This is a genomic window from Agrococcus versicolor (genome assembly GCF_039531815.1).
In the GTDB taxonomy this organism is placed as follows: Bacteria; Actinomycetota; Actinomycetes; order Actinomycetales; family Microbacteriaceae; genus Agrococcus; species Agrococcus versicolor.
Genome location: NZ_BAAAQT010000005.1, coordinates 1,101,907 through 1,125,997, shown reverse-complemented (window position 1 = coordinate 1,125,997; position 24,091 = coordinate 1,101,907). Strand labels below are relative to the sequence as shown.

Genomic DNA, 24,091 nt, shown 5'->3' with positions numbered 1-24,091 from the left:
GCCGCTCCCGCCGAGTAGTCGTCACGCAGCACGCAGGGCCCGTCGCACTCCGGTGCGACGGGCCCTCCGTCATGCGGTGGCCCGTCGGCGATCGCGTGCGATCGTGCACGGCGCATCCGTCGAGCTCCGCGAGCGCGTCGTCCGACAGCGCGGCCTCGAGGAGCCGAAGGGCCTTCGGCCCGACGCCGTGCAGCATCGCGAGGGCGGCGAGACCCACCCGTCGAGCGTCGTCGAGGGTCTGCACCCCTGCCTCGGCGAGCGCCCTCGTGGCCGGCGCGCCGATGGCGGGAAGGGGCCGAGGATCGTCCACGGCTGCAGCGTACGCCGCCCGCGCGACGTCGTGGGCGACGCATCAGGGCCGAGGCGCCGGCGCGAGCTCGCGCGCGGACCCGTCGGGATGTGCCGCCGAGCGGAGCGGCACGCACCATGCGGCCGCGCCGCTCCGCTCACGAGCACCGCTCGCCGGGTAGCGTGACCGCAACCGGACCGAGGGGAGCGGCATGCCGTTCGACGCAGACGAGCTCGCAGCACGACTCCAGGCCGTGCGGCTGCGCATGGTGGCCGCGGACCTCGACGCGCTCGTCGTCGTCGATCCCGCGAACATCCACTACCTGACCGGCTACGACGCGTGGTCGTTCTACATGCCGCAGCTGCTGCTCGTCACGCACGACGAGGAGCCGGTGCTCGCCCTGCGCTCGATGGACGCGCACGGCGCGCACCGGACCGCGCGGCTCCCCGCCTCCCGCATCCTCGGCTACCCCGAGACGTGGGTGCATCAGCCCGATCGGCATCCGTTCGCGTGGATCGTGGATGCGCTGCGCGAGCGCGGTCTCGTGCGCGCGGGCCGCGTCGGCTACGAGGCCGAGGCGCACTTCCTCACGGTGCGGTCGTTCCTCGCCATGCAGCGCGCAGCCCCCGAGTGGACGCTCGTCGACGCCGAGCAGCTCGTCAACTGGGTGCGGCTCGTGAAGAGCCCCGCGGAGCTCGAGCGCATGCGCGCCGCGGGCCGCGTGTGCACCGCCGCGATGCTCGCGGGCTTCGACGCCATCCGACCCGGCATGGGCCAGCACGAGCTCGCTGCCGTCGTCGCGCACGCGCAGGCGATGGGCGTCGACGGGGTCGCAGGCGACTACCCGGCGATCGTGCCGATGCTGCCGACGGGAGAGGCGGCGGACACGCCGCACATGACGTACTCGGGCCGCGTGCTCGAGGCGGGCGAGGCGGTGTCGTTCGAGATCGCCGGCGTCTCCGAGCGGTACCACGCGCCCCTCGCACGCACCGTGTCGCTGGGTCGGCCGATGCGCGAGCTGCAGGCGCTCGCCGACGTCACGGCCGCAGGGCTCGACCTCGTGCTCGACGGCATGCGGCCCGGCCGCACGCTCGCCGAGGTGCACGCCCTCTGGCAGGAGCACCTGCGCGCCGCCGGCTACGAGAAGGCATCGCGCCTCGGCTACTCGATCGGCATCGGCTACCCGCCCGACTGGGGCGAGCACACCGTCTCGATCCGCGGCGACGACGACACGGTGCTCGCTCCGGGCATGACGCTGCACGTCATCGCGGGCATGTGGATGACGGGATTCGGCTGCGAGCTGTCGGAGTCGGTCGCGATCGCCGAGGGCGGCGTCGAGCTGCTCACGCACGTGCCGCGCGAGCTGGTCGTGCGATGAGCGACGAGATGGAGCGGGCGCTCGCGCTCGTCGACGAGGCGACGATCGTCGCCGACGCGTCGAGCCTCATCCTCGCGCCGAGCGAGAACCCCGGCGGCACGGAGGCGCGCGCCGCTCGTGCGCTCGTCGCGATCGCGTCGCGGCTGGGCGGGCAGGTGCTCGTGGAGGACGCGGCACCCGATCGCCCGAACGTGTCGGTGCGCTTCGGCCCCGACGAGCCGGGGCTGCTGTTCCTCGGGCACAGCGACGTCGTCCCCGCCGGTCCCGGCTGGACGCACGACCCGTTCTCGCCCACGGTCGTCGACGGCACGCTCGTGGGCCGCGGCTCGACCGACATGAAGGGCGGCCTCGCCGCCGTGCTGCAGGCGATGGCTGCCGTGCACCGCGTGCGACCCGACATCGCGCTCGAGCTGCTCGTCACCGCCGACGAGGAGGACCTCGCGCTCGGGATGCTCGCCCACCTGCGTCAGCCGCCGCGGGCGTACCGTGCGTGCATCGTCGCCGAGCCGACCGACCTCGCGACCGTCGTGGCCTGCCGCGGGGCGTCGAACCACGAGATCGTCGTGCGCGGCCGCGCCGCCCACGCGGGCAGGCCGGAGGACGGCGCGAGCGCCATCGCGGGCGCCGCGGCGGTCGTCGACGCGATCCTCGCCGACCACGAACGCCTGCGGGCCGGTGCGTCCGGGCCGCTGGGATCGGCATCCTGGAGCGTCGGCCGCATCGACGGCGGCCACGCGACGTCGATCGTGCCCGACCGGTGCACCCTGCTCGTCGACCGACGCCTCATGCCGGGCGAGCGAGCGGAGGACGTGCTCGCGCGGCTGCTCGACGACGTGCGACCGCGCGTCGAGTCGCTCGGCTGCACCGTGGAGGGGCGGACGCTCATGGCGATGCCGGGCTTCACGACCGACGCGGCGCATCCGCTCGTCGCGGCGGCGGTCGCGTCCCTCGCCGACGAGGAGCACGTCAGCGCCGTCGAGGCGTGGACGGCGGCGTGCGAGGGCGGCTTCGTCGCCGAGCACCACGGCTGCCCGACGATCATCCTCGGCCCGGGCGACATCACCGGCCAGGCGCATCAGCCCGACGAGCACGTGCGGATCGCCGACCTCGGCACCGCCGCGCGCGCCTACGTGCGGCTCACGCTCGCGCTCGCCGGCTGACGCGCCCCGACGCGCTCGCCGGCCGACGCGCGCTCCGACGCGCCCGACGGCTGAAGCGCTCCGGCGCGCTCGCCCACCGACGCGCGCGCCGACCCCGGCTGTCCACCCCTCACGGGCACGGCTGCCGACCCGTAGCGTCGGAGCATGGATCGTCACGACGTCATCGTGGTGGGCGCTGGCCTCGCCGGCCTCCGCGCCGCCCTCCGGCTCGCGCTCGCGGGGCTCGACGTCGTGGTGCTCGAGGCGTCGGACGGCGTCGGCGGCAGGCAGCGCACGGATGCCGTCGACGGCTTCCTGCTCGATCGCGGCTTCCAGGTGCTGAACCCGGCGTATCCCGCCGTGCAGCGCTGGGTCGACGTCGACGCGCTCGAGATGCGCTCGTTCCCCGTGGGGGTGCGCGTGCGGCGCGAGCACGGGCTCGCCGAGCTCGCGCATCCGCTGCGGCATCCCTCCCGCCTGCCCGCGACGCTCGCGAGCGGTCTGCTCGATCCGCGCGAGCTCGTCGCGCTCGCCCGCTGGGCCGTGCCGGGCATCGTGCGCCCGCGGGCCGTCGTCGGCGGCACGGACGCGACGCTCGCGGAGGCGTGGCGACGGATCGGGGTCGACGGCAGGCTCACGCGCGAGGTGCTCGAGCCGTTCCTCGCCGGCGTCGTCGCCGACGACGCCGGTGCGACGTCGGACGCGTTCGTCCGCCTCCTCGTCCGCATGTTCGCCCTCGGCCGGCCCGGACTGCCCGCGCGCGGCATCCAGGCGCTGCCCGAGCAGCTCGCCGCGAGGATCGCCGACCAGGACGGTCGCGTCGTGCTCGACCGTCGCGTCGAGCGCATCGCGCAGGAGGGCGCCGGCGTGCGCGTCGACGTCGCCGGCGGTGCCCCCGCGCTCGCGGACGCCGTCGTCGTCGCGGTCGGCCCCGAGTCGGCCGGTGCGCTCGTGGAGGTCGCGACGCCGGTCACGCGCGGCCTGCAGACGTGGTGGTTCGACGCCCCGTCGTCGCCGACGCGCTCGCGCATGCTGCATCTCGACGGCACGCGCTCGGGCCCGATCCTGCACACGTCCGTCGTCTCCGGCACGGCGCCCGCGTACGCGCCGCGCGGCCGCCACCTCGTCGAGGCGACGTGCCTGCTCGGCGACGCGACGGAGGCCGTCGTGCGGGCGCAGCTCGCGCACGTGTGGGGCACGTCGGTGGATGCGTGGCGCCTGCTGCGTCGCGACGACGTGCGCCATGCGCTACCCGCGCAGGAGCCGCCGCTGCGCACGCGCGCCACGGCTCGCGTGGGGGAGCGCACCTACGTCGCAGGCGACCATCGCGACACCGCCTCCATCCAGGGCGCGCTCGTCTCGGGCGACCGCGTCGCGGGGGCCGTGATCGCCGACCTCGGCGCCTGAGGTCGACGATCGCGGGCGGATCTTCCCCCGTGTCCGAGGCGGCGCCTATGCTCCAGGCATGAGCGAGCCCAGCCCCGGCACCGCCGCCTCGAACCCCGTCGTCCCCGCCGACGGCATGCGCCGCTTCGGGCACGTGCTCGTCAACACGCTCGTCGCCAACGTCACCACGAGCTTCCTCTGGTTCGCGCTGACGTTCTGGGTCTACCTCGAGACGCGATCGGTGCTCGCCACCGGCATCATCGGCGGCGCCTACATGCTGCTCATCGCGATCTTCTCGATGCTGTTCGGCACCATCGTCGACCGGCACCGCAAGCACCGCGTCATGGTGCTCTCGAGCGTCGTCACGCTCGCATCCTTCCCGATCGCCGGCGTGCTCTACCTGCTCTTCCCCGAGCGCTCGCTGCTCGACCTGGGCGGCCCGTGGTTCTGGCTGTTCTCCGGCATCATCCTCTTCGGCGCCGTCGTCGAGAACATGCGCAACATCGCCCTGTCGACCACCGTGACGCTGCTCGTGCCCGAAGACCGGCGGGCGAACGCCAACGGGCTCGTCGGCACGGTGCAGGGCGTCGCCTTCATGGTCACGAGCGTGTTCTCCGGCCTCGCGATCGGCTTCCTGGGCATGGGGCTCACGCTCGGCATCGCCATCGTCGCCACGGGCGTCGCGCTCGCGCACCTCGCGTTCGTCCGCATCCCCGAGGCGCAGCCGGAGCCCGACGGCGAGGGGCGCCCGGCCGTCGACCTCCGCGGCGCCATCACGGCGGTGCGCGCAGCGCCCGGCCTCTTCGCCCTCATCGTCTTCTCGACGTTCAACAACCTCATCGGCGGCGTCTACATGGCCCTCATGGACCCGTACGGCCTCGAGCTGTTCGAGGTGCAGATCTGGGGCATCGTGCTGGGCGCGGCCTCGACGGGCTTCATCGTGGGCGGCCTCGTCATCGCGAAGACGGGCCTCGGTCGCAATCCCATCCGCACGATGCTCCTCATCGTCGTCGGCATGGGCATCCTCGGCGCGCTCTTCACGATCCGCGAGTGGTGGGTGCTCTACGCCGTCGGCATCTGGATGTGGATGGCGCTCGTGCCCGCGGTCGAGGCCGCCGAGCAGACCATCATCCAGAAGGTCGTGCCGTTCCAACGGCAGGGTCGCGTCTTCGGCTTCGCGCAGGCGTTCGAGTCGGCGGCGGCGCCGGTGACGTCGTTCCTCATCGCCCCGATCGCCGAGTTCGCGATCATCCCGTACATGGACTCCGGTGCTGGCCGGGAGGCGTTCGGCTGGCTGCTGGGCGACGGCTCGGCGCGCGGCATCGCCCTCGTCTTCCTCGTGGCGGGCGGCGCGACGGTGCTGCTCGCGATCGGGGCGTTCCTCACGCGCTCGTACCGCACGCTCTCGGCGCAGTTCGCGGGGCAGACGACGTCGGTCCCGGTCGCCGAGGGTGCCGAGCCCGAGCCCGCGGCCGAGCAGGTCGACCCCCGACGGTGACCCCGATGCATCCGGCTCGCCCCGGCGGGCGTACGATGCGAGCGTGCGTGACGACGTCGAGCACGTCGCCCCCGCACGACGGCCCGCCCTGAGCCGCCTGCGCGACCTCCCGTGGATCGGCGTCGCAGGCGCGATCCTCGTCGTCGTCGGCATCGGCCTGCTCGCGACAGGCGTCCTGCCCGTGCCGGCCGCGCTCGAGATCGGCGAGCGCACGTGGCCCGTGCTGCTCTTCGTGATCGCCGCGACGATCGTCGCCGAGCTCGCCGCGGTCGCCGGCATCTTCCATGCGATCGCCGAACGTCTGGGCGCGCTCGGCCTCGGGCGCGCGTGGGTGGTGTGGCTGCTGGTGCTGCTGCTCGCGAGCGTCGCGACCATCCTGCTGTCGCTCGACACGACCGCGGTGCTGCTCACGCCCGTCGTCGTGCTCCTCGCGCGGCACCTGCGCCTCGACCCGCTGCCGTTCGCGCTCACCACCGTGTGGATCGCGAACACGGGGTCGCTGCTGCTGCCCGTGTCGAACCTCACGAACCTCCTCGCCGAGCACCAGCTCGGCCTCGGGCCGGCGGCCTTCGCGGCGCTCATGGCGCCGGCGGCGATCGTGGGCATCGCCGTGCCGGCCGTCGTCGTCGTCCTCGCGCACCGCAGGAGCCTCGCCGCCCGGTACGAGCGCCCCGCCGTCGAGCCCGAGCCGGACAGGGTCCTCACGATCGGCGCCGCCGTCGTGCTCGCGCTCCTGGTGCCAGCGCTCGTGAGCGGCATCGAGGTGTGGATCCCGGCCACGATCGCGGCGCTGCTGCTCGTCGTGCTCGTCGCGATCCGCCGCCCGCGCGCGCTGCGGCTCGGCCTCGTGCCGTGGCAGATCGTGCTGCTCGCGATCGGCCTGTTCCTCGTCGTCGAGACGCTCCACGCCCGCGGCCTCGCGACGCTCCTCGAGCCGATCGTCGGCACGGGCGACGGGCTCGGCGACCTCCTGCGGCTGGCCGGCTCGGGCGCGCTGCTCGCCAACGGCGTCGACAACCTGCCCGCCTACCTCGCCCTCGAGCCCCTCGCGACGGATGCGATCCGCATGGCCGCGCTCCTCGTGGGCGTCAACGCGGGCGCCCTCGTCACGCCCTGGGCGTCGCTCGCGATCCTGCTCTGGCACGACCGCCTCACGGCCATGGACGTGCGGCTGCCGTGGGGTCGCTACATGCTGCTGAGCCTCGTCGTCGCGCCGGTCACGGTCGTCCTCGGCGTCGTCGCGCTCTGGCTCGTGCACGGCCTCTGACGCACCCGCACGTGCCTCGCGAGGCTCGCGCACGCGCATAGGCTTGACGCATGAACGACCAGGATCACGCCGCATTCCGCAGGCGCCGCGAGCAGAGCGTGCAGGCCGCCCAGGGCGCCCTCGCCCTCGTGCGCACGGCCTGGATCGGCGAGTCGACCACCATCGAGGGCGTGCCCGGCACGTGGGCTCCCACGCCCGCGGGCGACGGGGTCGCCCTCACCGCGACGGCAGCCGACGACATCTCGGTCGACGGCCGCGTCGTCGACGGCACGGTCGTCGTGCACCCGCACGACGGCATGACGCCGAGCCGCGTGCGCTTCGACGACACCCGCACCGGCTACGTGCTCACCCGCGCCGAGGGCGTCGGCGTGCGCATCTGGGATGCCGAGTCGGACGCCATCGCGCGCTTCGAGGGCTTCGAGACCTATCCGTACGACCCCGCCTGGGTGCTCGAGGGCACGTTCGAGGCCACGCCCGGCGGCATCGAGGCGTCGATCGGCCGCAGCCAGGGTGGCGAGCGCGTCGAGCGCATGGTCGGCACCGTGCACGTGCAGCACGACGGCCACGACCTCGCGCTGCTCGCGCTCGGCGACGGCGACACCCTGCAGATCGTGTTCGCCGATGCGACCACCGGCGACGAGACCTACGGCGTCGGCCGATTCCTCTTCGTGCGGCCGCGGCGCGACGGCACGGTCGAGCTCGACCTGAACCGGGCCGTCGTGCCCCCATGCGCGATGAGCGAGCAGTTCAACTGCCCGCTGCCGCCGGCGCAGAACCGCCTGCCGTTCGCGGTGCGCGCGGGGGAGCGGCGGCCGCTGCTCGCCGACGCACCCGTGGCCTGACGCACGCTCGACGCTCCCGTCGCCTCGGCGACGGGGGCGTCGTGCTGCGCGATCGCGGCCTCGGCTTGTGATTCCCAGGCATTCGGGTGCATGATGACTGCTGTCGACACGTTCGGTCGGAGGGGAAGCCGCATCGAACGGAGGTCGAGATGAGTGCGCTGCTTGCAGACGCTGCCCGTGGCATGGTGTTCATCCATGCTGCGCCCAAGGCGCTGTGTCCCCACATCGAGTGGGCGATCGGGCGCGCCCTCGGCGACCCCTCGCCCATCCGCTGGGAGGATCAGCCGGTGCTGCCGGGCGCCCGTCGCGCCGAGGTGCCCTGGGAGGGTCGCGAGGGCTCCGGTGCCGCGATCGCATCCGCCCTGCGCGGCTGGCCCGACGTGCGCTTCGAGGTCACCGAGGAGGGCGGCGTCGAGGCGTCGCGCTGGATGCACACGCCGAGCCTCGGCATGACGCGCACCACGGTCGACGCCCTCGGCACCGTCCTGGTGTCGGAGCATCGCGTGCGGGCGGCGATGGAGCTCGCAGGCCGCGACCTCGAGGCGCTGCACCGCGAGCTGCGCGGCGCGCTCGGCACCGACTGGGACGACGAGCTCGAGGTCTTCCGCCACGCGAGCGACGCGAGCCCCGTCATCTGGCTGCACAAGGCCGGCTGACCCTTCGAGACGGCGGCTCGCTCCGCTCGCTGCCTCCTCAGGGACCGTGTGGCGATCCCCTCCGATGCGGAGCGATCCTCTCCGCTCCCTGAGGTGCGAGCGCGGCGAGCCTCTCCCCGCTCCCTGAGGTGCGAGCGCAGCGAGCCTCCCTCCGCTCCCTGAGGTGGCAGCGCGGCGAGCCTCTCCGTTCCGTGAGGTGCGACCGGAGCGCTCCTCCGCTCGCTGGAGTGGCAGCGCGGCGAGCCTCTCCGTTCCGGAAGTTGCGAGCGGAGCGCTCCTCCCCGTTCCCTGAGGTGCGAGCGCAGTCACCCTCTCCGCTCCCTGAGGTGCGAGCGCAGCGAGCCTCGAAGGGCACACGAGCACCGAGGGCCCCGCCGAGCACGGCGGGGCCCTCGTGTACGACGCGGGTCAGATGCTGCGGAACGCGGCGACCGCGTTGTGGCCGCCGAACCCGAACGAGTTCGAGATCGCCAGCTGCGGGCCGTCGCCGAGGGCGACGGGCTGCGACGAGATCGACAGCGGCGCCTCCGGGTCCTGCTCCGTGACGTTGATCGTCGGGGGAGCGAGGCGGTGGTGCAGCGCGAGGACCGTGAAGGCCGCCTCGAGCGCGCCGGTGCCGCCGAGCAGGTGCCCGTGGGCGCCCTTCGTGGCCGACACGGGGATCTCGAGCGCGCGCTCACCGAAGACGCGCTGCAGGGCGCGGACCTCGGCGACGTCGCCGACGGGCGTCGACGTCGCGTGGGCGTTGACGTGCGTGACGTCGTCGACCGAGGCACCCGCCTGCGCGAGCGCGGCGTGCACGGCACGGCTCGCGCCGAGGCCCTCGGGCTCGGGCGCCGTGATGTGGTACGAGTCGGCCGTGACGCCGGCACCCGCGAGCTCGGCGTAGATCCGAGCGCCGCGCGCGAGCGCGTGCTCCTCGGTCTCGAGCACGAGCGCCGCGCCGCCCTCGCCCATGACGAAGCCGTCGCGCGAGACGTCATACGGCCGCGAGGCGTGCGCCGGGTCGTCGTTGCGACGCGACAGCGCCTGCATGGACGCGAACGACGCGATCGTGATGGGGTGGATCGCCGACTCCGAGCCGCCGGCGATGACGACGTCGGCCGCCCCGGACTGCAGGTGCTCGTAGGCCATGGCGATCGACTCGGTGCTCGATGCGCACGCCGAGGCGACGGTGCGTGCGAACGCACGCGCCTGGAAGTGCATCGACACGGCCGCAGACGGCGCGTTGGGCATGAGCATCGGCACGGTCATCGGCAGGACCCTGCGGGGGCCCTTCTCGCGCAGGGTGTCCCAGGCGTCGAGCAGCGTCCAGACGCCGCCGATGCCGGTGGCCCAGTCGACGCCGAGGCGCTCGGGGTCGACGTCGGGGCTGCCGGCGTCCTCCCATGCCTCCTTGGCGGCGACGAGCGCGAGCTGGCTCGAGGGGTCGAGGCGCTTCGCGACCGGGCGCTCGAGCACGGTGTCGGGGCGCACGGCCGCCTCGGCGGCGAACGTCACGGGCAGCTCGAGCTCGGCGACCCAGGGGTGCTCGAGCGAGCGTGCGCCGGATGCGCCTGCCAGCAGCTGCTGCCAGGTCTCGGGCAGGGTCCCGGCGAGCGGCGTGGTGGCGCCGATGCCGGTGACGACGATCTTCTTCGTCATTGCAGGGGCTTCCTCGTTGTCGGGGCGCGTCCTCGCGCCGACGTGGCTGTGGGGCGGCCTCTCGGCCGCCCCACGTGTCCTCAGGACTGGGCGTTCGTGATGAACGTGACCGCGTCGCCGACCGTCTTGAGGTTCTTCACCTCGTCGTCGGGGATCTTCACGTCGAACTTCTCCTCGGCGTTGACGACGATCGTCATCATCGAGATGGAGTCGATGTCCAGGTCGTCCGTGAACGACTTCTCGAGCTGGACGTTCTCGACCGAGATGCCGGTCTCGTCGTTCACGAGCTCTGCGAGCCCGGCGAGGACCTCATCGTTGGTCAGTGCCATCGTTCTCTCCTTCAGTTCGGTAGCGGCTATGAGCCTATGGCAGGACGACGACCTGCGCCCCGTAGACCAGACCGGCTCCGAAGCCGATCTGGAGGGCGAGGCCGCCGGAGAGCTCGGGGTGCTCCTCGAGCAGTCTGTGGGTCGCGAGCGGGATCGAGGCGGCCGACGTGTTGCCGGTCGTCTCGATGTCGCGCGCGATGGCGACGGTGTCGGGCAGCTTGAGCTGCTTCGCGAACTCGTCGATGATGCGCATGTTCGCCTGGTGCGGGATGAAGGCCGCGAGGTCCTCGGGCTGCACGCCCGCCTCGTCGAGCGCGCGCTTGGCGACCTTCGCCATCTCCCACACGGCCCAGCGGAAGACCGTCTGGCCGTCCTGGCGGAGCGTGGGCCACGCGGCGCCGTCGACGAGGTCGGTGTAGGGCGTCGTCATGCGGATCGTGTCCCACTTCGAGCCGTCCGACCCCCAGACGCTCTTCGAGATGCCGGGCGTGTCGCTCGGGCCGACGACCGCGGCGCCCGCGCCGTCGCCGAGCAGGAAGGAGATGGAGCGGTCGGTGGGGTCGACGACCTCCGACAGCTTCTCGGCTCCGATGACGAGCACGTGGTCGGCGGTGCCGGAGCGCACGAGGGCGTCGGCCTGCGCGATGGCGTAGGCGTAGCCGGCGCATGCCGCCGAGATGTCGTAGGCGGCCGCCGGGTTCGCGCCGAGGCGCTCGGCGAGCAGCGACGACAGCGAGGGCGTCGCGACGTGGTGCGAGATCGTCGAGAGGATGACGGCGTCGATCTGCGAGGCCTGGATGCCGGACTTCGCGATCGCCTCCTCGCTCGCGGCGATGCAGAGGTCGAGCAGCGTGACGCTCGGCGATGCGCGCTTGCGGGAGATGATGCCCGTGCGCTGGCGGATCCACTCGTCGGAGGAGTCGATGGGGCCGACGAGGTCGTCGTTCGGCACGTCGAGGTCACCGCGGGCGGCGCCGAGCGCGAGGATGCGCGACCCGGGTCGCGAGACGGCGGCGGTCAGGGTGGTCATGGTGCCTCCAGCAGCTCGATCGCGGCGGCGAGGTCGTCCGGGGTCTTCACGGCGACGGACGGCACGCCCTTCATGCCCCGCCGGGCGAGGCCCACGAGGGCTCCCGCCGGCGCGAGCTCGATGATGCCCGTGACGCCGGCGCCGACGAAGGCGTCCATGCAGGCGTCCCAGCGGACGGGGCTCGCGACCTGTCCGACGACGAGGTCGAGGAAGCGACGACCGTCGACGACCTCGGAGCCGTCGGCGTTCGTCCACAGTCGCAGCGTCGGCACGGCGGCAGCCGTCTCGGCGGCCTTCACGCGCAGCCGCTCGACCGCGGGCTCCATGTACGACGTGTGGAAGGCGCCTGCGGTCTGCAGCGGCATGACGCGCGCACCAGCGGGCGGGTCGGCCTTGAGGGCCTCGATGCCCTCGAGCGGGCCGGCGACGACGACCTGGCCGCCGCCGTTGTAGTTGGCGGGGGAGAGGCCGGTCTCGGCGAGGCGGGCCTCGAGCGCGTCGGCGTCGCCGCCGAGCACAGCGGCCATGCCGGTCGCGACCTGCGCGGCGGCCTCGGCCATCGCTCGTCCGCGCTCGCCGACGAGCGCCATGGCGTCGAGCGGCTGCAGCACGCCGGCGCCGACGGCCGCGGTGATCTCGCCCACCGAGTGGCCCGCGATGCCGCCGAGGGCCTCCCGACGGCCGGCCTCGCCGAGCAGCGCGTCGAGCGTGAGGATGCCGGCGGCGACGATGAGCGGCTGCGCGACCTGCGTGTCCTTGATGGTCTCGGCGTCCGAGACGGTGCCGTGCGTCACGAGGTCGACGCCGGCGGCCTCGCCGAGCTGCTCGAGGCGCGCTCGGGCCGCGGGGTCCTCGATCCACGGGGAGAGGAAGCCGGGGGCCTGCGAGCCCTGTCCTGGAGCGACGACGACGATCACGGCATCAACCTTCGCACAGTGCGCGAGACGTCGCAGGCATGCCCCCGACGTCGTGCGCGGGGGACGTGACGGCGGTCATCGACGAGGCTCGCCGCCCTGGATGGCGCCCAGGATGAGCGCGCAGTGCAGCATGAGCGCCTCGCGAGCGCCCGTCGCATCCCAGCCGATGAGCTCGGAGATGCGCTTCAGGCGGTAGCGGACGGTGTTGGGGTGCACGAAGAGCTCGCGCGCGGTGGCCTCGAGCGAGCGGCCGTTGTCCAGGTACGCCCACAGCGTCGTGAGCAGGTCGCTCGAATGGTCGAGGAGCGGGCGGTACACCGTGCGCACGAGCATCTGGCGTGCGATGGGGTCGCCGGCGAGGGCGCGCTCGGGCAGCAGGTCGTCCGCGCGAGCGGGGCGCGGCGCGCTGCGCCACGCCTTCGCCACCGCGAAGCCCGCGAGCGCGGTCTTCGCCGAGCGCGACGCCTCGACGACGCTCGCGACCGGGTCGCCGAGCACGAGGTGCCCCGCGCCGAACGAGGGCTCGAGCGCGGCCGCGATGTCGAGGAACGAGTAGGGCGACTCCTCCTCGGTGATGACGCGGCCGATGACGACCACGAGGCGCGCGCCCTGCACGCCCACGAGCACGTCGGCGTCGTGGTGGCGCGCGATGCGGCGCACGACGTCGACGTCGACCTGCGGCGGCGCGACGCCGACGAGCACGGCGCAGTCGCCGTGCCCGGACCAGCCGAGGGCGGCCGAGCGCGAGGGCAGCTCCTCGTCGTACTCGCCCGTGAGGATCGAGTCGACGACGAGCGCCTCGAGCCGCGCATCCCACAGCCCGCGCGACTCGGCCGCGCGGGCGTAGACGTCGGCGGCCGCGAAGGCGATGTCGCGCGAGTACAGCAGGATCGGCTCGCGCATCGCGTCGTCCTCGGCGGCGATGCGTCGCTCGTAGACCGACACCACCACCCGGATGAGCTGCAGCGTCTGCTGCAGGCTCACCGAGCGGAGGAGCTCGCGCGGCGCCGCCCCGAAGACGTCAGCCGCGATCCACGGCTGCGCATCCGGGTCGGCGTACCACTCGATGAACGAGGTGATGCCCGACTGCGCCACGAGCCCCACCGCGCTCCGCCGCGACGGCGGCATCGTGCGGTACCACGGGAGGGTGTCGTCGAGCTCCTTCAGCACCTGCGACGACAGGTCTCCCGCGATGCGGCGCAGCCACGCGAGCCGCTGCGCCTTGGAGCGGTCCAAGGGCTACGACTCTCCGCCCGCGTTGCCGGAGGTGCCGGCGGTGACGTCGTGCAGCGAGTACCTGTCGATGGCCTGCTGCACGGTGCCGAGCGGCACCTTGCCCTGCCGCGCGAGACCCTCGAGGGCGCGCACGACGACGGAGTGGCTGTCGATGTGGAAGTAGCGACGAGCGGCGGCACGCGTGTCCGAGAAGCCGAAGTCGTCGGCACCGAGCGTCAGGTAGTCGCCCGGCACCCACTGGCGGATCTGATCCGACACGGCGTGCATGTGGTCGCTCGTGGCCACGAACGGGCCCTCCGCCTCCGACAGGCGCGACGTGACGAACGGCACACGAGCGTCCTCCTGCGGGTGCAGGAAGTTGTGCTCGTCGGCGGCGAGCGCGTCGCGACGCAGCTCGGTCCACGACGTGACCGACCACACGTCGGCGCCCACGCCCCAGTCGTCCGCGAGCATCCGCTGCGCGTCGAGCACCCAGGGCAGGCCCACGCCCGAGGCGAGCAGCTGCACGCGCAGCTCCTGGTCGCCGCCGGCGGAGACCTTGTGGATGCCGCGCACGATGCCCTCGACGTCGACGCCCTCGGGCTCGGCGGGCTGCACGATCGGCTCGTTGTAGACCGTCAGGTAGTACATGACGTTCTCGGGGCTCGAGCCGTACATGCGCTCGATGCCGGACTGCACGATGTGCGCGATCTCGTAGCCGTACGCGGGGTCGTAGGCGACGACCGCGGGGTTCGTGGATGCGAGCAGGTGCGAGTGCCCGTCAGCGTGCTGCAGGCCCTCGCCCGTCAGCGTCGTGCGTCCGGCGGTGGCGCCGATGAGGAAGCCGCGCGCCATCTGGTCGCCCGCCGCCCACATCGCGTCGCCCGTGCGCTGGAACCCGAACATCGAGTAGTACACGTAGATCGGGATGAGCGGCTCGCCGTGCGTCGCGTACGAGGTGCCGGCGGCCGTGAAGGCCGCCATGGCGCCGGCCTCGTTGATGCCGACGTGGAGGATCTGGCCGTCGGGCGCCTCGCGGTACTTCAGCAGCAGGTCGCGGTCGACCGACGTGTAGTTCTGGCCGTGCGGGTTGTAGATCTTCGCCGACGGGAAGAAGGCGTCGATGCCGAACGTGCGGGCCTCGTCGGGGATGATCGGCACGATGCGGTTGCCGAAGCCGTCGACGCGCAGCAGGTCCTTCAGCAGCCGGACGAACGCCATCGTCGTGGCGACCTCCTGCTTGCCGGAGCCCTTCTTGGGCATCTTGTACGTGTCCTCGCCCGGCATGGGGATCGTCGTCGACGTCGAGCGGCGCTCGGGCACGAAGCCGCCGAGCTCGCGACGACGGTCGAGCATGTAGCGGATCTCCTCGGAGTCCTCGCCCGGGTGGAAGTACGGCGGCTTGTAGGGGTCCTCCTCGAGCTGCGCGTCGCTGATCGGCAGCTGCAGCTCGTCGCGGAAGCCCTTGAGGTCCGGCAGCGTCATCTTCTTCATCTGGTGGGTCGCGTTGCGGCCCTCGAAGGACTTGCCGAGCGTGTAGCCCTTGATCGTCTTCGCGAGGATGACGGTCGGCTGACCCGTGTGCTCCACGGCCGCCTTGTACGCCGCGTAGACCTTGCGGTAGTCGTGGCCGCCGCGCTTGAGGTTCCAGATCTCGTCGTCGCTGAGGTGCTCGACCAGCTTGGCCGTGCGCTCGTCGCGACCGAAGAAGTGCTCGCGCACGAAGGCGCCGTCCTCGGTCTTGTACGTCTGGTAGTCGCCGTCGGGCGTGCGGTTCATGAGGTCGACGAGCGCGCCGTCCGCGTCCGCCTCGAGCAGGCTGTCCCACTCGCGACCCCACACGACCTTGATGACGTTCCAGCCGGCGCCGCGGAAGAACGACTCGAGCTCCTGGATGACCTTGCCGTTGCCGCGCACGGGGCCGTCGAGGCGCTGCAGGTTGCAGTTGATGACGAAGGTCAGGTTGTCGAGGTTGTCGTTCGCGGCGAGCTGCAGCGCGCCGCGCGACTCGACCTCGTCCATCTCGCCGTCGCCGAGGAACGCCCACACGCGGCTGTCGGAGCGGTCGAGGATGCCGCGGTTCGTCAGGTACTTATTCGCCTGCGCCTGGTAGATCGCGTTGATCGGGCCGAGGCCCATCGACACGGTCGGGAACTGCCAGAACTCGGGCATGAGGCGCGGGTGCGGGTACGAGGACAGGCCGCCGGCCGCGTGCGACTTCTCCTGGCGGAAGCCGTCGAGCTGGTCGGTCGAGAGGCGGCCCTCGAGGTAGGCGCGGGCGTACATGCCGGGGGAGGCGTGGCCCTGGTAGAAGATCTGGTCGCCGCCGGACTCGTGGTCGCGGCCGCGGAAGAAGTGGTTGTGGCCGATCTCGTAGAGCGACGCGCTCGAGGCGTACGTCGAGATGTGGCCGCCGACGGCGATGCCGGGGCGCTGCGCACGGTGCACCGTCATGGCGGCGTTCCAGCGGATCCAGCGGCGGTAGCGGCGCTCGACCGACTCGTCGCCGGGGAACTCGGGCTCGTCGTCGGACGCGATCGTGTTGATGTAGTCCGTCGTCGGCACCATCGGCACGCCGAGGTGGAGGTCCTTCGATCGCTTGAGGAGGCTGAGCATGATCTCGCGCCCTCGCTCGTGACCATGGGTCTCGACGAGCTGGGTGAGCGACTCCTGCCACTCCGCGGTCTCCTCGGGATCCCGATCCATGTCATGCACCGAGTAGGGATCCTGGTCGTTCACCGGCACTGCTGACTCCTGCATCGCTCGTGGACTGCGTCGATCCGCGGCCGGGGTCTCCGGAACCGCTGACCCAGCGAGTCTAGTCGTCGCCGGGATGCCGGTCGCGGGGTGGACGCTCGCGGCGGAATCCGCTCGCCCGGGCATGGCGGAGAGGCGAGCGGGCGGTGCCGACGACGACCGCGCGCACCCTGCGAGGATGGGGCCATGGCACCGACGATCGGCGACATCGCTCCCGACTTCACGCTCATCGACCACCGCGGCGAGGAGGTCACGCTGTCCGCCCTGCGCGGCAGGCCCGTCGCGCTCGTCTTCTTCCCGCTGGCGTTCACGGGCACGTGCACGGGCGAGCTGTGCGAGCTGCGCGACTCCATGGAGCTCTTCGACGACGCCGGGGTCGAGCTCATGGCGATCTCCGTCGACTCGAAGGCCACCCTCGCGCGCTTCGCGCAGGAGGAGGGCTACGCGTTCCGCCTGCTGTCGGACTTCTGGCCGCACGGCGAGGTCGCGAGCAGGTACGACTCCTTCCTGCCGCAGCGCGGCATCGCGACGCGCGCGACGTTCCTGATCGACGCGTCGGGTCTCGTCGCGGCCGCGTTCCGCACCGAGCCGGGCCAGGCCCGCCCGCTCGCCGCGTACCGCGAGGCGCTCGCCGCGCTTGGCTGACGCCCTACCCGATCCCGGCTGCGCCACCGTGCGCGAGCGGCTCGCGGTCGTCGCATCCGGCGTCGGCGGGCTGTCGGTGCTCTACGCGACGCAGCCGATCCTCGACGCGCTCGCACGGGACCTCGACGCATCGGCGTCGGCGGCGGCATGGACGATCGCGGGCTCGACGCTCGGCGTCGCGGCGTCGGCGCCGATCGCCGGCGCGATCTCGGATCGACTCGGCCGGCGGTCGATCATCGTGTGGGCGCTCGCGGGGGTGCTGGCGACGACGCTGCTGTGCGCGCTGATGCCGTCGCTGCCGCTGCTCGTCGCCGTGCGGGTGCTGCAGGGCGTGCTCGTGCCCTTCGTCTTCTCGACGTCGATTGCGATGATCCCCGAGGCGTGGCCCGGACCGCTCGCCGTGCGCCTCGGCGCCCTGCAGGTGGCGGGGACGGCGCTCGGTGGCTTCCTCGGACGGCTCGCCTCCGGTCTCGCGGCGCCGCTGGGCTGGCGCTGGTCGTTCGTGGCGGTCGCGCTCGTGGTCGGTGCCGCGCTCGTCGTCGTCGCCGCCTGGCTGCCGCGCGACCGAGGGTTCGCGGCCTCCGTCTCGGTGGGCGCGGGCGTGCGCGGCGTCGGGCGGCATGTGCGCGACGGCCGCATCCTCGCGACGTGCGTCGTCGGCGCCGCGCTGCTGGCGCTGCAGGTCGGCTCGTTCACGTACGGCTCGCTCGCGCTCGTCGCCGCGCCGCATCGCCTCGCCGAGTGGCAGGTGTCGCTCGTGTTCGCGGTCTTCCTGCTCGCGATCGTCGTGACGCCGCGCGTCGGCGGGGTCATCGACCGCATCGGGCTCGTGCCGACCTTCGTCGCGTCGGTCGTCGTCGGGCTCGCGGGCCTCGGGCTCGCGGCCGTCGGTGCGCAGGGTGCGACGTGGGGGATCGTCGCGGGGCTCGCGCTCACGTGCGTCGCGGTGTTCGCCGGCCAGTCGTGCGCGACGGGCTTCGTCGCGCGCCACGTCGCCGTCGCCCGCTCGTCGGCGGTCGGGCTGTACCTCACGGCGTACTACCTCGGCGGGGCCGTGGCCGCCGTGGCCCTCGGGCCGATCTACCTCGCGTTCGGCTGGCTCGGATGCGTCGCGGCGCTCGCGGTCGTGCTCGCGGCGTCGGCGCCGGTCGCCGCGCTCGCGTGGCGCGGTTCGGGCGCGGCATCCCGGTCGCGTATCGTCGACGCGGGCCCGTAGCTCAGCTGGTCAGAGCACCGCCTTTACACGGCGGGGGTCAGCGGTTCGAGCCCGCTCGGGCCCACGGGACCGCAGACGAGGTGGTGCACGATGGCGACGGATGCGATCGCGGTGACCGACGCCGGGCTCGAGACGGTGCTGGTCTTCCACGAGCGGCTCGACCTGCCGTGCTTCGCGGCGTTCCCGTTGCTCGACGACGCCGACGGACGCGCGGCGATGCGGCGCTACTTCGACGCGTTCGTCGCGATCGCCGACGAGCGAGGGCTGCCCGTGGTGCTCGACACCCCGACCTGGCGGGCCAACGCCGACTGGGGCGTGCTGCTCGGCTGCGACGCCGCCGTGCTCGCGAGCGCCAACGCCGCGGCCGTCGCGTTCGTGCGGGAGGTCGCCGACGGTCGGGCCGACGCGCTCGTCGAGGGTGCGATCGGGCCACGCGGCGACGGCTACGTCGTCGGCGAGCGCATGACGCCCGACGAGGCGCAGGCCTACCACTCGGCGCAGGTGCGCAGCCTGCGCGATGCCGGCGCCGACCGCGTGTCGGCCATGACCCTCACGTACGCCGACGAGGCGATCGGCGTCGTCCGCGCCGCGGCGGCCGCCGGCATCCCGATCGTGCCGTCGTTCACCGTCGAGACCGACGGTCGGCTGCCCGACGGCACCGGGCTCGGGGACGCCATCGCGCTCGTGGACGCCGAGACCGACGGGGCCGCGCTCGCCTGGATGGTCAACTGCGCGCATCCCGATCACGTCGCGCCGGGACTCGCCCGGTCCAGCCCGGCCGTGCGCGACCGCATCGGCGCGCTGCGCGTCAACGCGTCGCGTCGGTCGCACGCCGAGCTGGATGCCGCGGACACGCTCGACGCCGGCGACCCCGTCGCGCTCGGCGCCGACGTCGCCGCCCTCCGTGCGCTCGTGCCGCACGTGCGCATCCTGGGCGGATGCTGCGGCACCGACGCGCGGCACGTGGCCGCGATCGTCGACGCCTGGGGTGCGGCTCCGACGCCGTGAGGCGCGCCTAGCCCCGAAGGTCGACGCCCGTCGTCTCGCGCATCCGCCACACCGCGATCGACGCGCCGACGGCGACGATCGAGACGTAGACGATGAAGAGCCACGACGCGCCGATGCTCGACAGCCACAGGTTCACGTACAGCGCCGTGCCGCCGAAGATCGCGACCGACAGCGAGTTGGCGATGCCGATGCCGCGGGCGCGATGGCGGGTGCGGAACTGCTCCGACAGCAGCGCCGAGTAGATGCCGTTGCCGCCGGCGACGAGCACGAGCGCGATCGTCTGCGCGACGAGCAGCGTCCACGCCTGGTCGGAGATCAGCAGCGTCAGCGGCGCGGTGAGCACGGCGAAGCCGATCGTGAAGGTGAGGGCGATCGGACGGCGGCCGATGCGGTCGGAGAGGATGCCGGCGAAGGGCATCACCGCGACGCACACGAGCTGCGCGACGAGGCTCGAGGCGAACGCGGCCGTGGGATCCATGCCGTGCTGCGCCGTCGCGAGCGAGGACGCCGACGTGAGCCACGTGTAGAACGCGATCGAGATGAGCGCGACGAAGAAGAACACCTTGACGCCCGAGCGCACGGCGTCGCGGCGCTCGTCCGCGGACGCGGGCGCATCGGCGTCCGGGCCCACCTCGCCCTCGGCCTGCGCCGTGCGCAGCACGTCGGACTCGATCATCGCGATGCGCAGCACCAGGGCCACGATCGCGAGCACCGCGCCCACCGCGAACGGGATGCGCCACGCCCACGCGGCCACCGCATCCACCCCGAGCGTCGCGTTCAGCCCGAAGCCCATCGCCGAGGCGAGGATCGAGCCGACGAGGACGCCCATCGCGAGCGTCGCCGACCACAGGCCTCGACGCCTCCGCGGCGCGATCTCTGCGATGTACGCGTAGCCGGCCGTCGACTCCGCACCGTGCGCGAGGCCCTGCGCGAGGCGTGCGATCAGCAGCAGCACGGATGCGAGCACGCCAGCCTGCTCGAACGTCGGCAGGAGGGCGATGCCGAGGGATGCGGCGCTCATCGTGAGCATCGTCGCGACCATGACGGTGCGGCGGCCGAAGCGGTCGGCGAGCCAGCCGGAGAGGATGCCGCCGAGCGGTCGGAAGAGGAAGCCGACGCCGAGGACGGCGAAGAGCGACAGGAGCGCGCTCGTCGGGTCGGCCGGGTCGAAGAGCGCGGCGCTCAGCGCGCCCGAGAAGACGACGGCGATGTTCCAGTCGAACCACTCGAGGCCGTTGCCGACCGCCGATGCGAGCATCGACCGCCGCCGCTGCTGGATGGTGGGCTCGGGGTGGGACGGTGCGGGTGCGCTCTGCGTCGCGGTGCTGTCGCTGGTCACCTCCCGATCCTAGGGCCATTGCTGCACCCAGTCCTGAAAGCACCACCGACCGGTCGAGCAGCGTGCCGAGCGGCAGGGGCCGCGTCAGTAGCGGGCGGAGAAGCCGCCGTCGGCGTGCAGCAGCTGGCCCGAGATCCAGCGACCGGCGGGGGAGACGAGGAAGGCGACGACCTCGGCGACGTCGCGGGGCGTGCCGAGCCTGCCGAGCGGGTGGTGGGCGGCGAGGCCGGCGCGCAGCTCGTCGTCCATCCAGCCGGTGTCGATCGGCCCGGGGTTCAGCGCGTTGGCCGAGATGCCGAGCGGCCCGAGCTCGCGCGCGGCCGAGATGACGATGCGGTCGAGCGCGCCCTTCGACGCCCCGTACGGCAGGTTGCCGGTCGTGTGGTCGCTCGTGAGGGCGACGACGGCGCCGCCGCCCTCGGGCACCTGCCGCGCGAAGGCGGCGACGAGCAGCAGGCTCGCCCGCGCGTTGACGGCGTGGTGCAGGTCGAGGCTGTCCGCGGTCGTGTCGAGGATGCCCGACTCGACGTCGTGCGCGTGGCTCAGCACGAGCGCGCCGATGGGTCCGTGCTCCGCGGCGACGGTCGCGACGAGCTCGTCCGGTCCGGATGCCGTCGACAGGTCGCACGGCACGTCGCCCGATGCGAGGTCGGACGTGACGACCAGCCAGCCGTCCGCCGCGAGCCGCGGCACGATCCCCGCGGCGATCGAGTTCGCGCGTGCCGCGCCGGTGACGAGTGCGACCTGCATGCCGCGAGGCTACCGACTCCCGCTGGCGACGAAGGGGCGAACGGGCCGGATCGCACGGGACGCCGCGCTGCACGTCAGCCCGTCGCACCCCGGCGGTCGTCGGCGAGCGCCCGCACCATCGACTTCAGCTCCTGCACCTCGTCCATGAGCCGCTGCTCCTTAGTCGTCAGCTCGGTCTCCTCCTCCTTCTGGCTCTCGAGCGCCTCGCACGTCACGGCGATGAAGAGGTTCAGGATCACGAAGGTGGAGATGAGGCCGTAGCCCATCATGAACGCCCACGCCCACGGCAGCTCCTCCTGCAGCGGCGGCACGATCTCGCCCCAGCCATCGCCGTTCAGCAGGCGGAAGAGCGAGACGGTGGATGCGCCGAGGTCGCCGAAGAGCGCGGGCGCGATCTCGCCGAACAGCATGGTGCAGGCGACGACGTAGACGTACATGATGATGACGAGCAGGCCGCCGATGGCGGAGATGCCCGGCACCGCCGAGCCGAGCGCGCCCACGACGCGCCGCAGCGACGGCACCTGCGACAGCAGTCGCAGCACGCGCAGCACGCGGAGGACGCGCAGCACCTGCAGCGCCCCGCCCGACGGCACGTACGAGACCGCGACGACGAAGAGGTCGAAGAGGTTCCAGCCGTTCGTGAAGAAGCGCCACCCGTAGGCGCCGATCCTCAGCACGACCTCGATCGTGAACACGACGAGGATGGCGGCGTCGACCGCGTGCAGGATGCCGCCGCCGAGGTCGTGCATGCCCGGGTACGTCTCGACGCCGATGAGGATGGCGTTCAGCACGATGAGCGTGATGATGGCGCGCTGGAACCACCGGTGCTCGACGAGCGCCACGAGCCGTGCGCGCCACTCCGGCTCGGGGCGATCCGGATCGGGCTCGGGCGCCGGGAACGCGGCGTCGGTCGCGGAGTCGGCGGTGGCGGGGGCGTCGGTCGTCACGTGCCGATCCTCGCGGACGTCGCTGGACGCGAACCCCTCGCGACCCGCTTCGTCGACCTGCGTGGGCTAGCCGATGCCGCCGGTGTCGAAGATGCCCCTGCCGACCGCGGCGAGGGTGGCCCACGCGGTCGACGCGACGGCGCGGTGCGTGGCGAGGTCGTGCGCGGGGTCGGCGTCCGAGACGTACGGGAAGGCGCCGTCGGGATGCTGTCCGGGCAACGCGAGCGCCATGGTCTCGTCGGCACGCGCGTCCTCGCCCAGCCTGCGCAGCGCGTAGGCGACCGAGAACGTGCCCTCCCACCACACGTGCGGCGTCATGCCCGGGTAGCCGGGGCTCGCGTACGCCGTGCCGTAGCCGGTGACCGTGCGACCGTTCGGCGCCGGTCGCGTGACGCGGAACGGCGCCAGCTGTGCCTCGCCCATCGTCTCGAGCGCCGTGTCGCGCTCGCCGACGTCGTCGAGCAGCAGCGCGCCCCACGCGTGCACGTCGAGCGGGTCGGCGGTGTCGGGACCCGACTCCTGCAGCCCCTGGTGCAGGCGCCGCTCCTGCGGGTTCCACAGCCGCTCGAGCACCGCTGCCGCCAGCGCGTCGGCATGCGCGGCCCACTCGACGCCGACGACCTCGGCGGCCAGCCGGTAGCAGAAGTACGCGTCGACGTTGTGCTCCGTCGACGCCCACGGCAGCGGATCCGGGCGCAGGACCCGTCCTCCGGCGCCGTCGGGCACGTGGCTGCCGACGCCGCCGAGGACGAGCCCGGCGCGCTGGCCGCTCGTGGCGGTGCGGGCCAGGAGCCACGCGAGGCCGGCGCGCGCGGCAGGGAGGACGGCGGGCGCGCGCTGGGGGTAGGCCTGCGCGTAGGCGAGGAGGGCGTGCGTCGCGAGCGCGTGCGCCCCCGTGCGGTAGATCGCATCGCCGTGCTCGGGCGACCCCTGCCTGCCGGAGAGCAGGAAGGCGCCCGCCTGCTCGCCGCCGGTGGTCTGGAGCCGCACGAGGCCGCGTGCGAGGTCGTGCGCGAGCGCAGAGCGGCGGACGGCGACGGCGGCCATGAGCGCGACGGCCTGGTCGTAGGCGTAGCACTGCTCGGCGAATCGCGTCCCGTGGCCGGGCTGCCCGGCGTCGACGACGAAGGAGCGGACGGCACCCGTCGTCGCGCTCGTGGCGCCGAGCAGCGTGCCCGCCGCGTCCACGAGCGCGAGCCGCTTCCTGCCGGGCGTGGAGGCGTCGAAGGCGACTCGGCCAGAGACGGGCGCGGGCAGCGCTGCGACGACCTCCTCGTCGTCGCCGATGCTGCGCAGCTCGACGACGAGCTCGGCGAAGACGGGGCCGGAGGGCCAGCGACCGCCGACGTCCGTGCCGTCCGACCGACGGAGCTGGAACGCCCACGCCCCTGGGCGTGCGGGATCGACGACCGAGAGGTCGACGGCGAAGTAGCCCGCCTCGTCGGTCGGCACGGACACGAGCGACGAGAAGCCGTCGGTCACCTTCCCGGCGTGCACCGCGCAGTCCGCCGCCGGCACGCCCTCGGGGTACAGGACCCGACCGTGCACCATGCCCCGGTGGTCCGGCAGGAGGTCGCCCGGCGACCCGATGTCGATGGGGGTGCCGCGGGTCGTCGCGTACGAGCCCGGCGGCACGGCGAACGATCCCGACACGGGTCCGACGTCCGAGTCGGGCTGCAGGCGATCGAGTCGGATCAGGTCGTCGTGCACCGGGCGCTCGAGCGGCTGCAGCTGCTCCTCGACCCATGCCATGGTCGTGTCGACGAGCCGCCGTCCGGCGTCGAGGCGCGTCGATCGGGTCGCGCTCGCGACCGGGTGCGGGGCTGGCGTCGTCACGGC

Annotated in this window: 21 protein-coding genes and 1 tRNA gene; 11 read left to right on the top strand and 11 right to left on the bottom strand. The window is 73.2% G+C overall.

Annotation, left to right across the window (positions count from 1 at the left end; translation table 11 throughout):
* Positions 1–310 (bottom strand): helix-hairpin-helix domain-containing protein (locus tag ABD249_RS08315; protein ID WP_486303398.1); only part of this gene is annotated, 310 nt, incomplete at its 3' end.
* A gap of 190 nt (positions 311–500) precedes the next feature.
* Between ABD249_RS08315 and ABD249_RS08310 the strand changes: the two genes are divergently transcribed.
* The 7 genes from ABD249_RS08310 (at position 501) to ABD249_RS08280 (ending at position 8,455) form a co-directional block, all read left to right on the top strand.
* Complete coding sequence (locus tag ABD249_RS08310) at positions 501–1,667, top strand: M24 family metallopeptidase (RefSeq protein WP_344342509.1); 1,167 nt, start codon at positions 501–503, stop codon at positions 1,665–1,667.
* Positions 1,664–2,827 (top strand): M20 family metallopeptidase, encoded by a 1,164-nt coding sequence (locus ABD249_RS08305; protein ID WP_344342507.1) that lies wholly within the window; start codon positions 1,664–1,666, stop codon positions 2,825–2,827. Before ABD249_RS08310 ends, ABD249_RS08305 begins: the two co-directional genes overlap by 4 nt.
* A gap of 144 nt (positions 2,828–2,971) precedes the next feature.
* Positions 2,972–4,213, top strand: coding sequence for an FAD-dependent oxidoreductase (locus ABD249_RS08300; protein ID WP_344342506.1), 1,242 nt, complete (start codon positions 2,972–2,974; stop codon positions 4,211–4,213).
* Positions 4,214–4,271: 58 nt separating this feature from the next.
* Positions 4,272–5,690: an MFS transporter gene (locus tag ABD249_RS08295; RefSeq protein ID WP_425546298.1), complete on the top strand. Its 1,419-nt coding sequence runs from the start codon at positions 4,272–4,274 to the stop codon at positions 5,688–5,690.
* Positions 5,691–5,787: 97 nt separating this feature from the next.
* Positions 5,788–6,957 (top strand): SLC13 family permease, encoded by a 1,170-nt coding sequence (locus tag ABD249_RS08290; protein ID WP_425546304.1) that lies wholly within the window; start codon positions 5,788–5,790, stop codon positions 6,955–6,957.
* 50 nt (positions 6,958–7,007) lie between these two features.
* Positions 7,008–7,799, top strand: coding sequence for a DUF1684 domain-containing protein (locus tag ABD249_RS08285; RefSeq protein ID WP_344342503.1), 792 nt, complete (start codon positions 7,008–7,010; stop codon positions 7,797–7,799).
* A gap of 182 nt (positions 7,800–7,981) precedes the next feature.
* Positions 7,982–8,455, top strand: coding sequence for a DUF3145 family protein (locus ABD249_RS08280; RefSeq protein WP_344342501.1), 474 nt, complete (start codon positions 7,982–7,984; stop codon positions 8,453–8,455).
* 408 nt (positions 8,456–8,863) lie between these two features.
* On the opposite strand, the gene ABD249_RS08275 is transcribed toward ABD249_RS08280, so the two are convergent.
* From ABD249_RS08275 to aceE, 6 genes are all read right to left on the bottom strand, one after another.
* Complete coding sequence (locus ABD249_RS08275; RefSeq protein WP_344342500.1) at positions 8,864–10,099, bottom strand: beta-ketoacyl-[acyl-carrier-protein] synthase family protein; 1,236 nt, start codon at positions 10,097–10,099, stop codon at positions 8,864–8,866.
* Positions 10,100–10,179: 80 nt separating this feature from the next.
* A complete protein-coding gene (locus ABD249_RS08270; protein WP_092501620.1) occupies positions 10,180–10,428 on the bottom strand; it encodes an acyl carrier protein in 249 nt (82 codons plus the stop codon).
* A 34-nt stretch (positions 10,429–10,462) separates the two neighbouring features.
* Entirely contained in the window at positions 10,463–11,458 is a 996-nt protein-coding gene (locus ABD249_RS08265) for a beta-ketoacyl-ACP synthase III (protein ID WP_344342498.1), read from the bottom strand.
* A complete protein-coding gene (locus ABD249_RS08260; RefSeq protein WP_344342496.1) occupies positions 11,455–12,375 on the bottom strand; it encodes an ACP S-malonyltransferase in 921 nt (306 codons plus the stop codon). The genes ABD249_RS08265 and ABD249_RS08260 overlap by 4 nt, the downstream gene beginning before the upstream one ends.
* A 75-nt stretch (positions 12,376–12,450) precedes the next feature.
* Positions 12,451–13,611, bottom strand: a complete 1,161-nt coding sequence (locus ABD249_RS08255; protein WP_344342495.1) for a PucR family transcriptional regulator — start codon at positions 13,609–13,611, stop codon at positions 12,451–12,453.
* Between the two features lie 3 nt (positions 13,612–13,614).
* Positions 13,615–16,335 carry a pyruvate dehydrogenase (acetyl-transferring), homodimeric type gene (gene aceE / locus ABD249_RS08250; protein WP_344342493.1) on the bottom strand — a complete coding sequence of 907 codons (2,721 nt, stop codon included), beginning with the start codon at positions 16,333–16,335 and terminating at the stop codon, positions 13,615–13,617.
* Between the two features lie 198 nt (positions 16,336–16,533).
* On the opposite strand from aceE, the gene ABD249_RS08245 reads away from it, so the two are divergent.
* The 4 genes from ABD249_RS08245 to ABD249_RS08230 all read left to right on the top strand — a co-directional run bounded on the left by ABD249_RS08245 (position 16,534) and on the right by ABD249_RS08230 (position 19,216).
* Positions 16,534–16,992: a peroxiredoxin gene (locus tag ABD249_RS08245; protein ID WP_344342492.1), complete on the top strand. Its 459-nt coding sequence runs from the start codon at positions 16,534–16,536 to the stop codon at positions 16,990–16,992.
* Positions 16,985–18,208: an MFS transporter gene (locus ABD249_RS08240; protein WP_344342490.1), complete on the top strand. Its 1,224-nt coding sequence runs from the start codon at positions 16,985–16,987 to the stop codon at positions 18,206–18,208. Before ABD249_RS08245 ends, ABD249_RS08240 begins: the two co-directional genes overlap by 8 nt.
* Positions 18,199–18,272: transfer RNA gene (locus ABD249_RS08235), tRNA-Val, on the top strand. The genes ABD249_RS08240 and ABD249_RS08235 overlap by 10 nt, the downstream gene beginning before the upstream one ends.
* A gap of 26 nt (positions 18,273–18,298) precedes the next feature.
* Complete coding sequence (locus tag ABD249_RS08230) at positions 18,299–19,216, top strand: homocysteine S-methyltransferase family protein (RefSeq protein ID WP_344342489.1); 918 nt, start codon at positions 18,299–18,301, stop codon at positions 19,214–19,216.
* A 7-nt stretch (positions 19,217–19,223) separates the two neighbouring features.
* Here ABD249_RS08230 and ABD249_RS08225 read toward each other — a convergent pair whose 3' ends face one another.
* The 4 genes from ABD249_RS08225 to ABD249_RS08210 all read right to left on the bottom strand — a co-directional run bounded on the left by ABD249_RS08225 (position 19,224) and on the right by ABD249_RS08210 (position 24,088).
* Positions 19,224–20,555, bottom strand: a complete 1,332-nt coding sequence (locus ABD249_RS08225) for an MFS transporter (RefSeq protein WP_344342487.1) — start codon at positions 20,553–20,555, stop codon at positions 19,224–19,226.
* A gap of 84 nt (positions 20,556–20,639) precedes the next feature.
* Positions 20,640–21,305 carry an SDR family oxidoreductase gene (locus ABD249_RS08220; protein ID WP_344342486.1) on the bottom strand — a complete coding sequence of 222 codons (666 nt, stop codon included), beginning with the start codon at positions 21,303–21,305 and terminating at the stop codon, positions 20,640–20,642.
* A gap of 74 nt (positions 21,306–21,379) precedes the next feature.
* Entirely contained in the window at positions 21,380–22,252 is an 873-nt protein-coding gene (locus ABD249_RS08215; protein WP_344342485.1) for an ion transporter, read from the bottom strand.
* A 66-nt stretch (positions 22,253–22,318) separates the two neighbouring features.
* A complete protein-coding gene (locus tag ABD249_RS08210) occupies positions 22,319–24,088 on the bottom strand; it encodes a hypothetical protein (RefSeq protein WP_344342483.1) in 1,770 nt (589 codons plus the stop codon).
* Positions 24,089–24,091 lie beyond the last annotated feature (3 nt).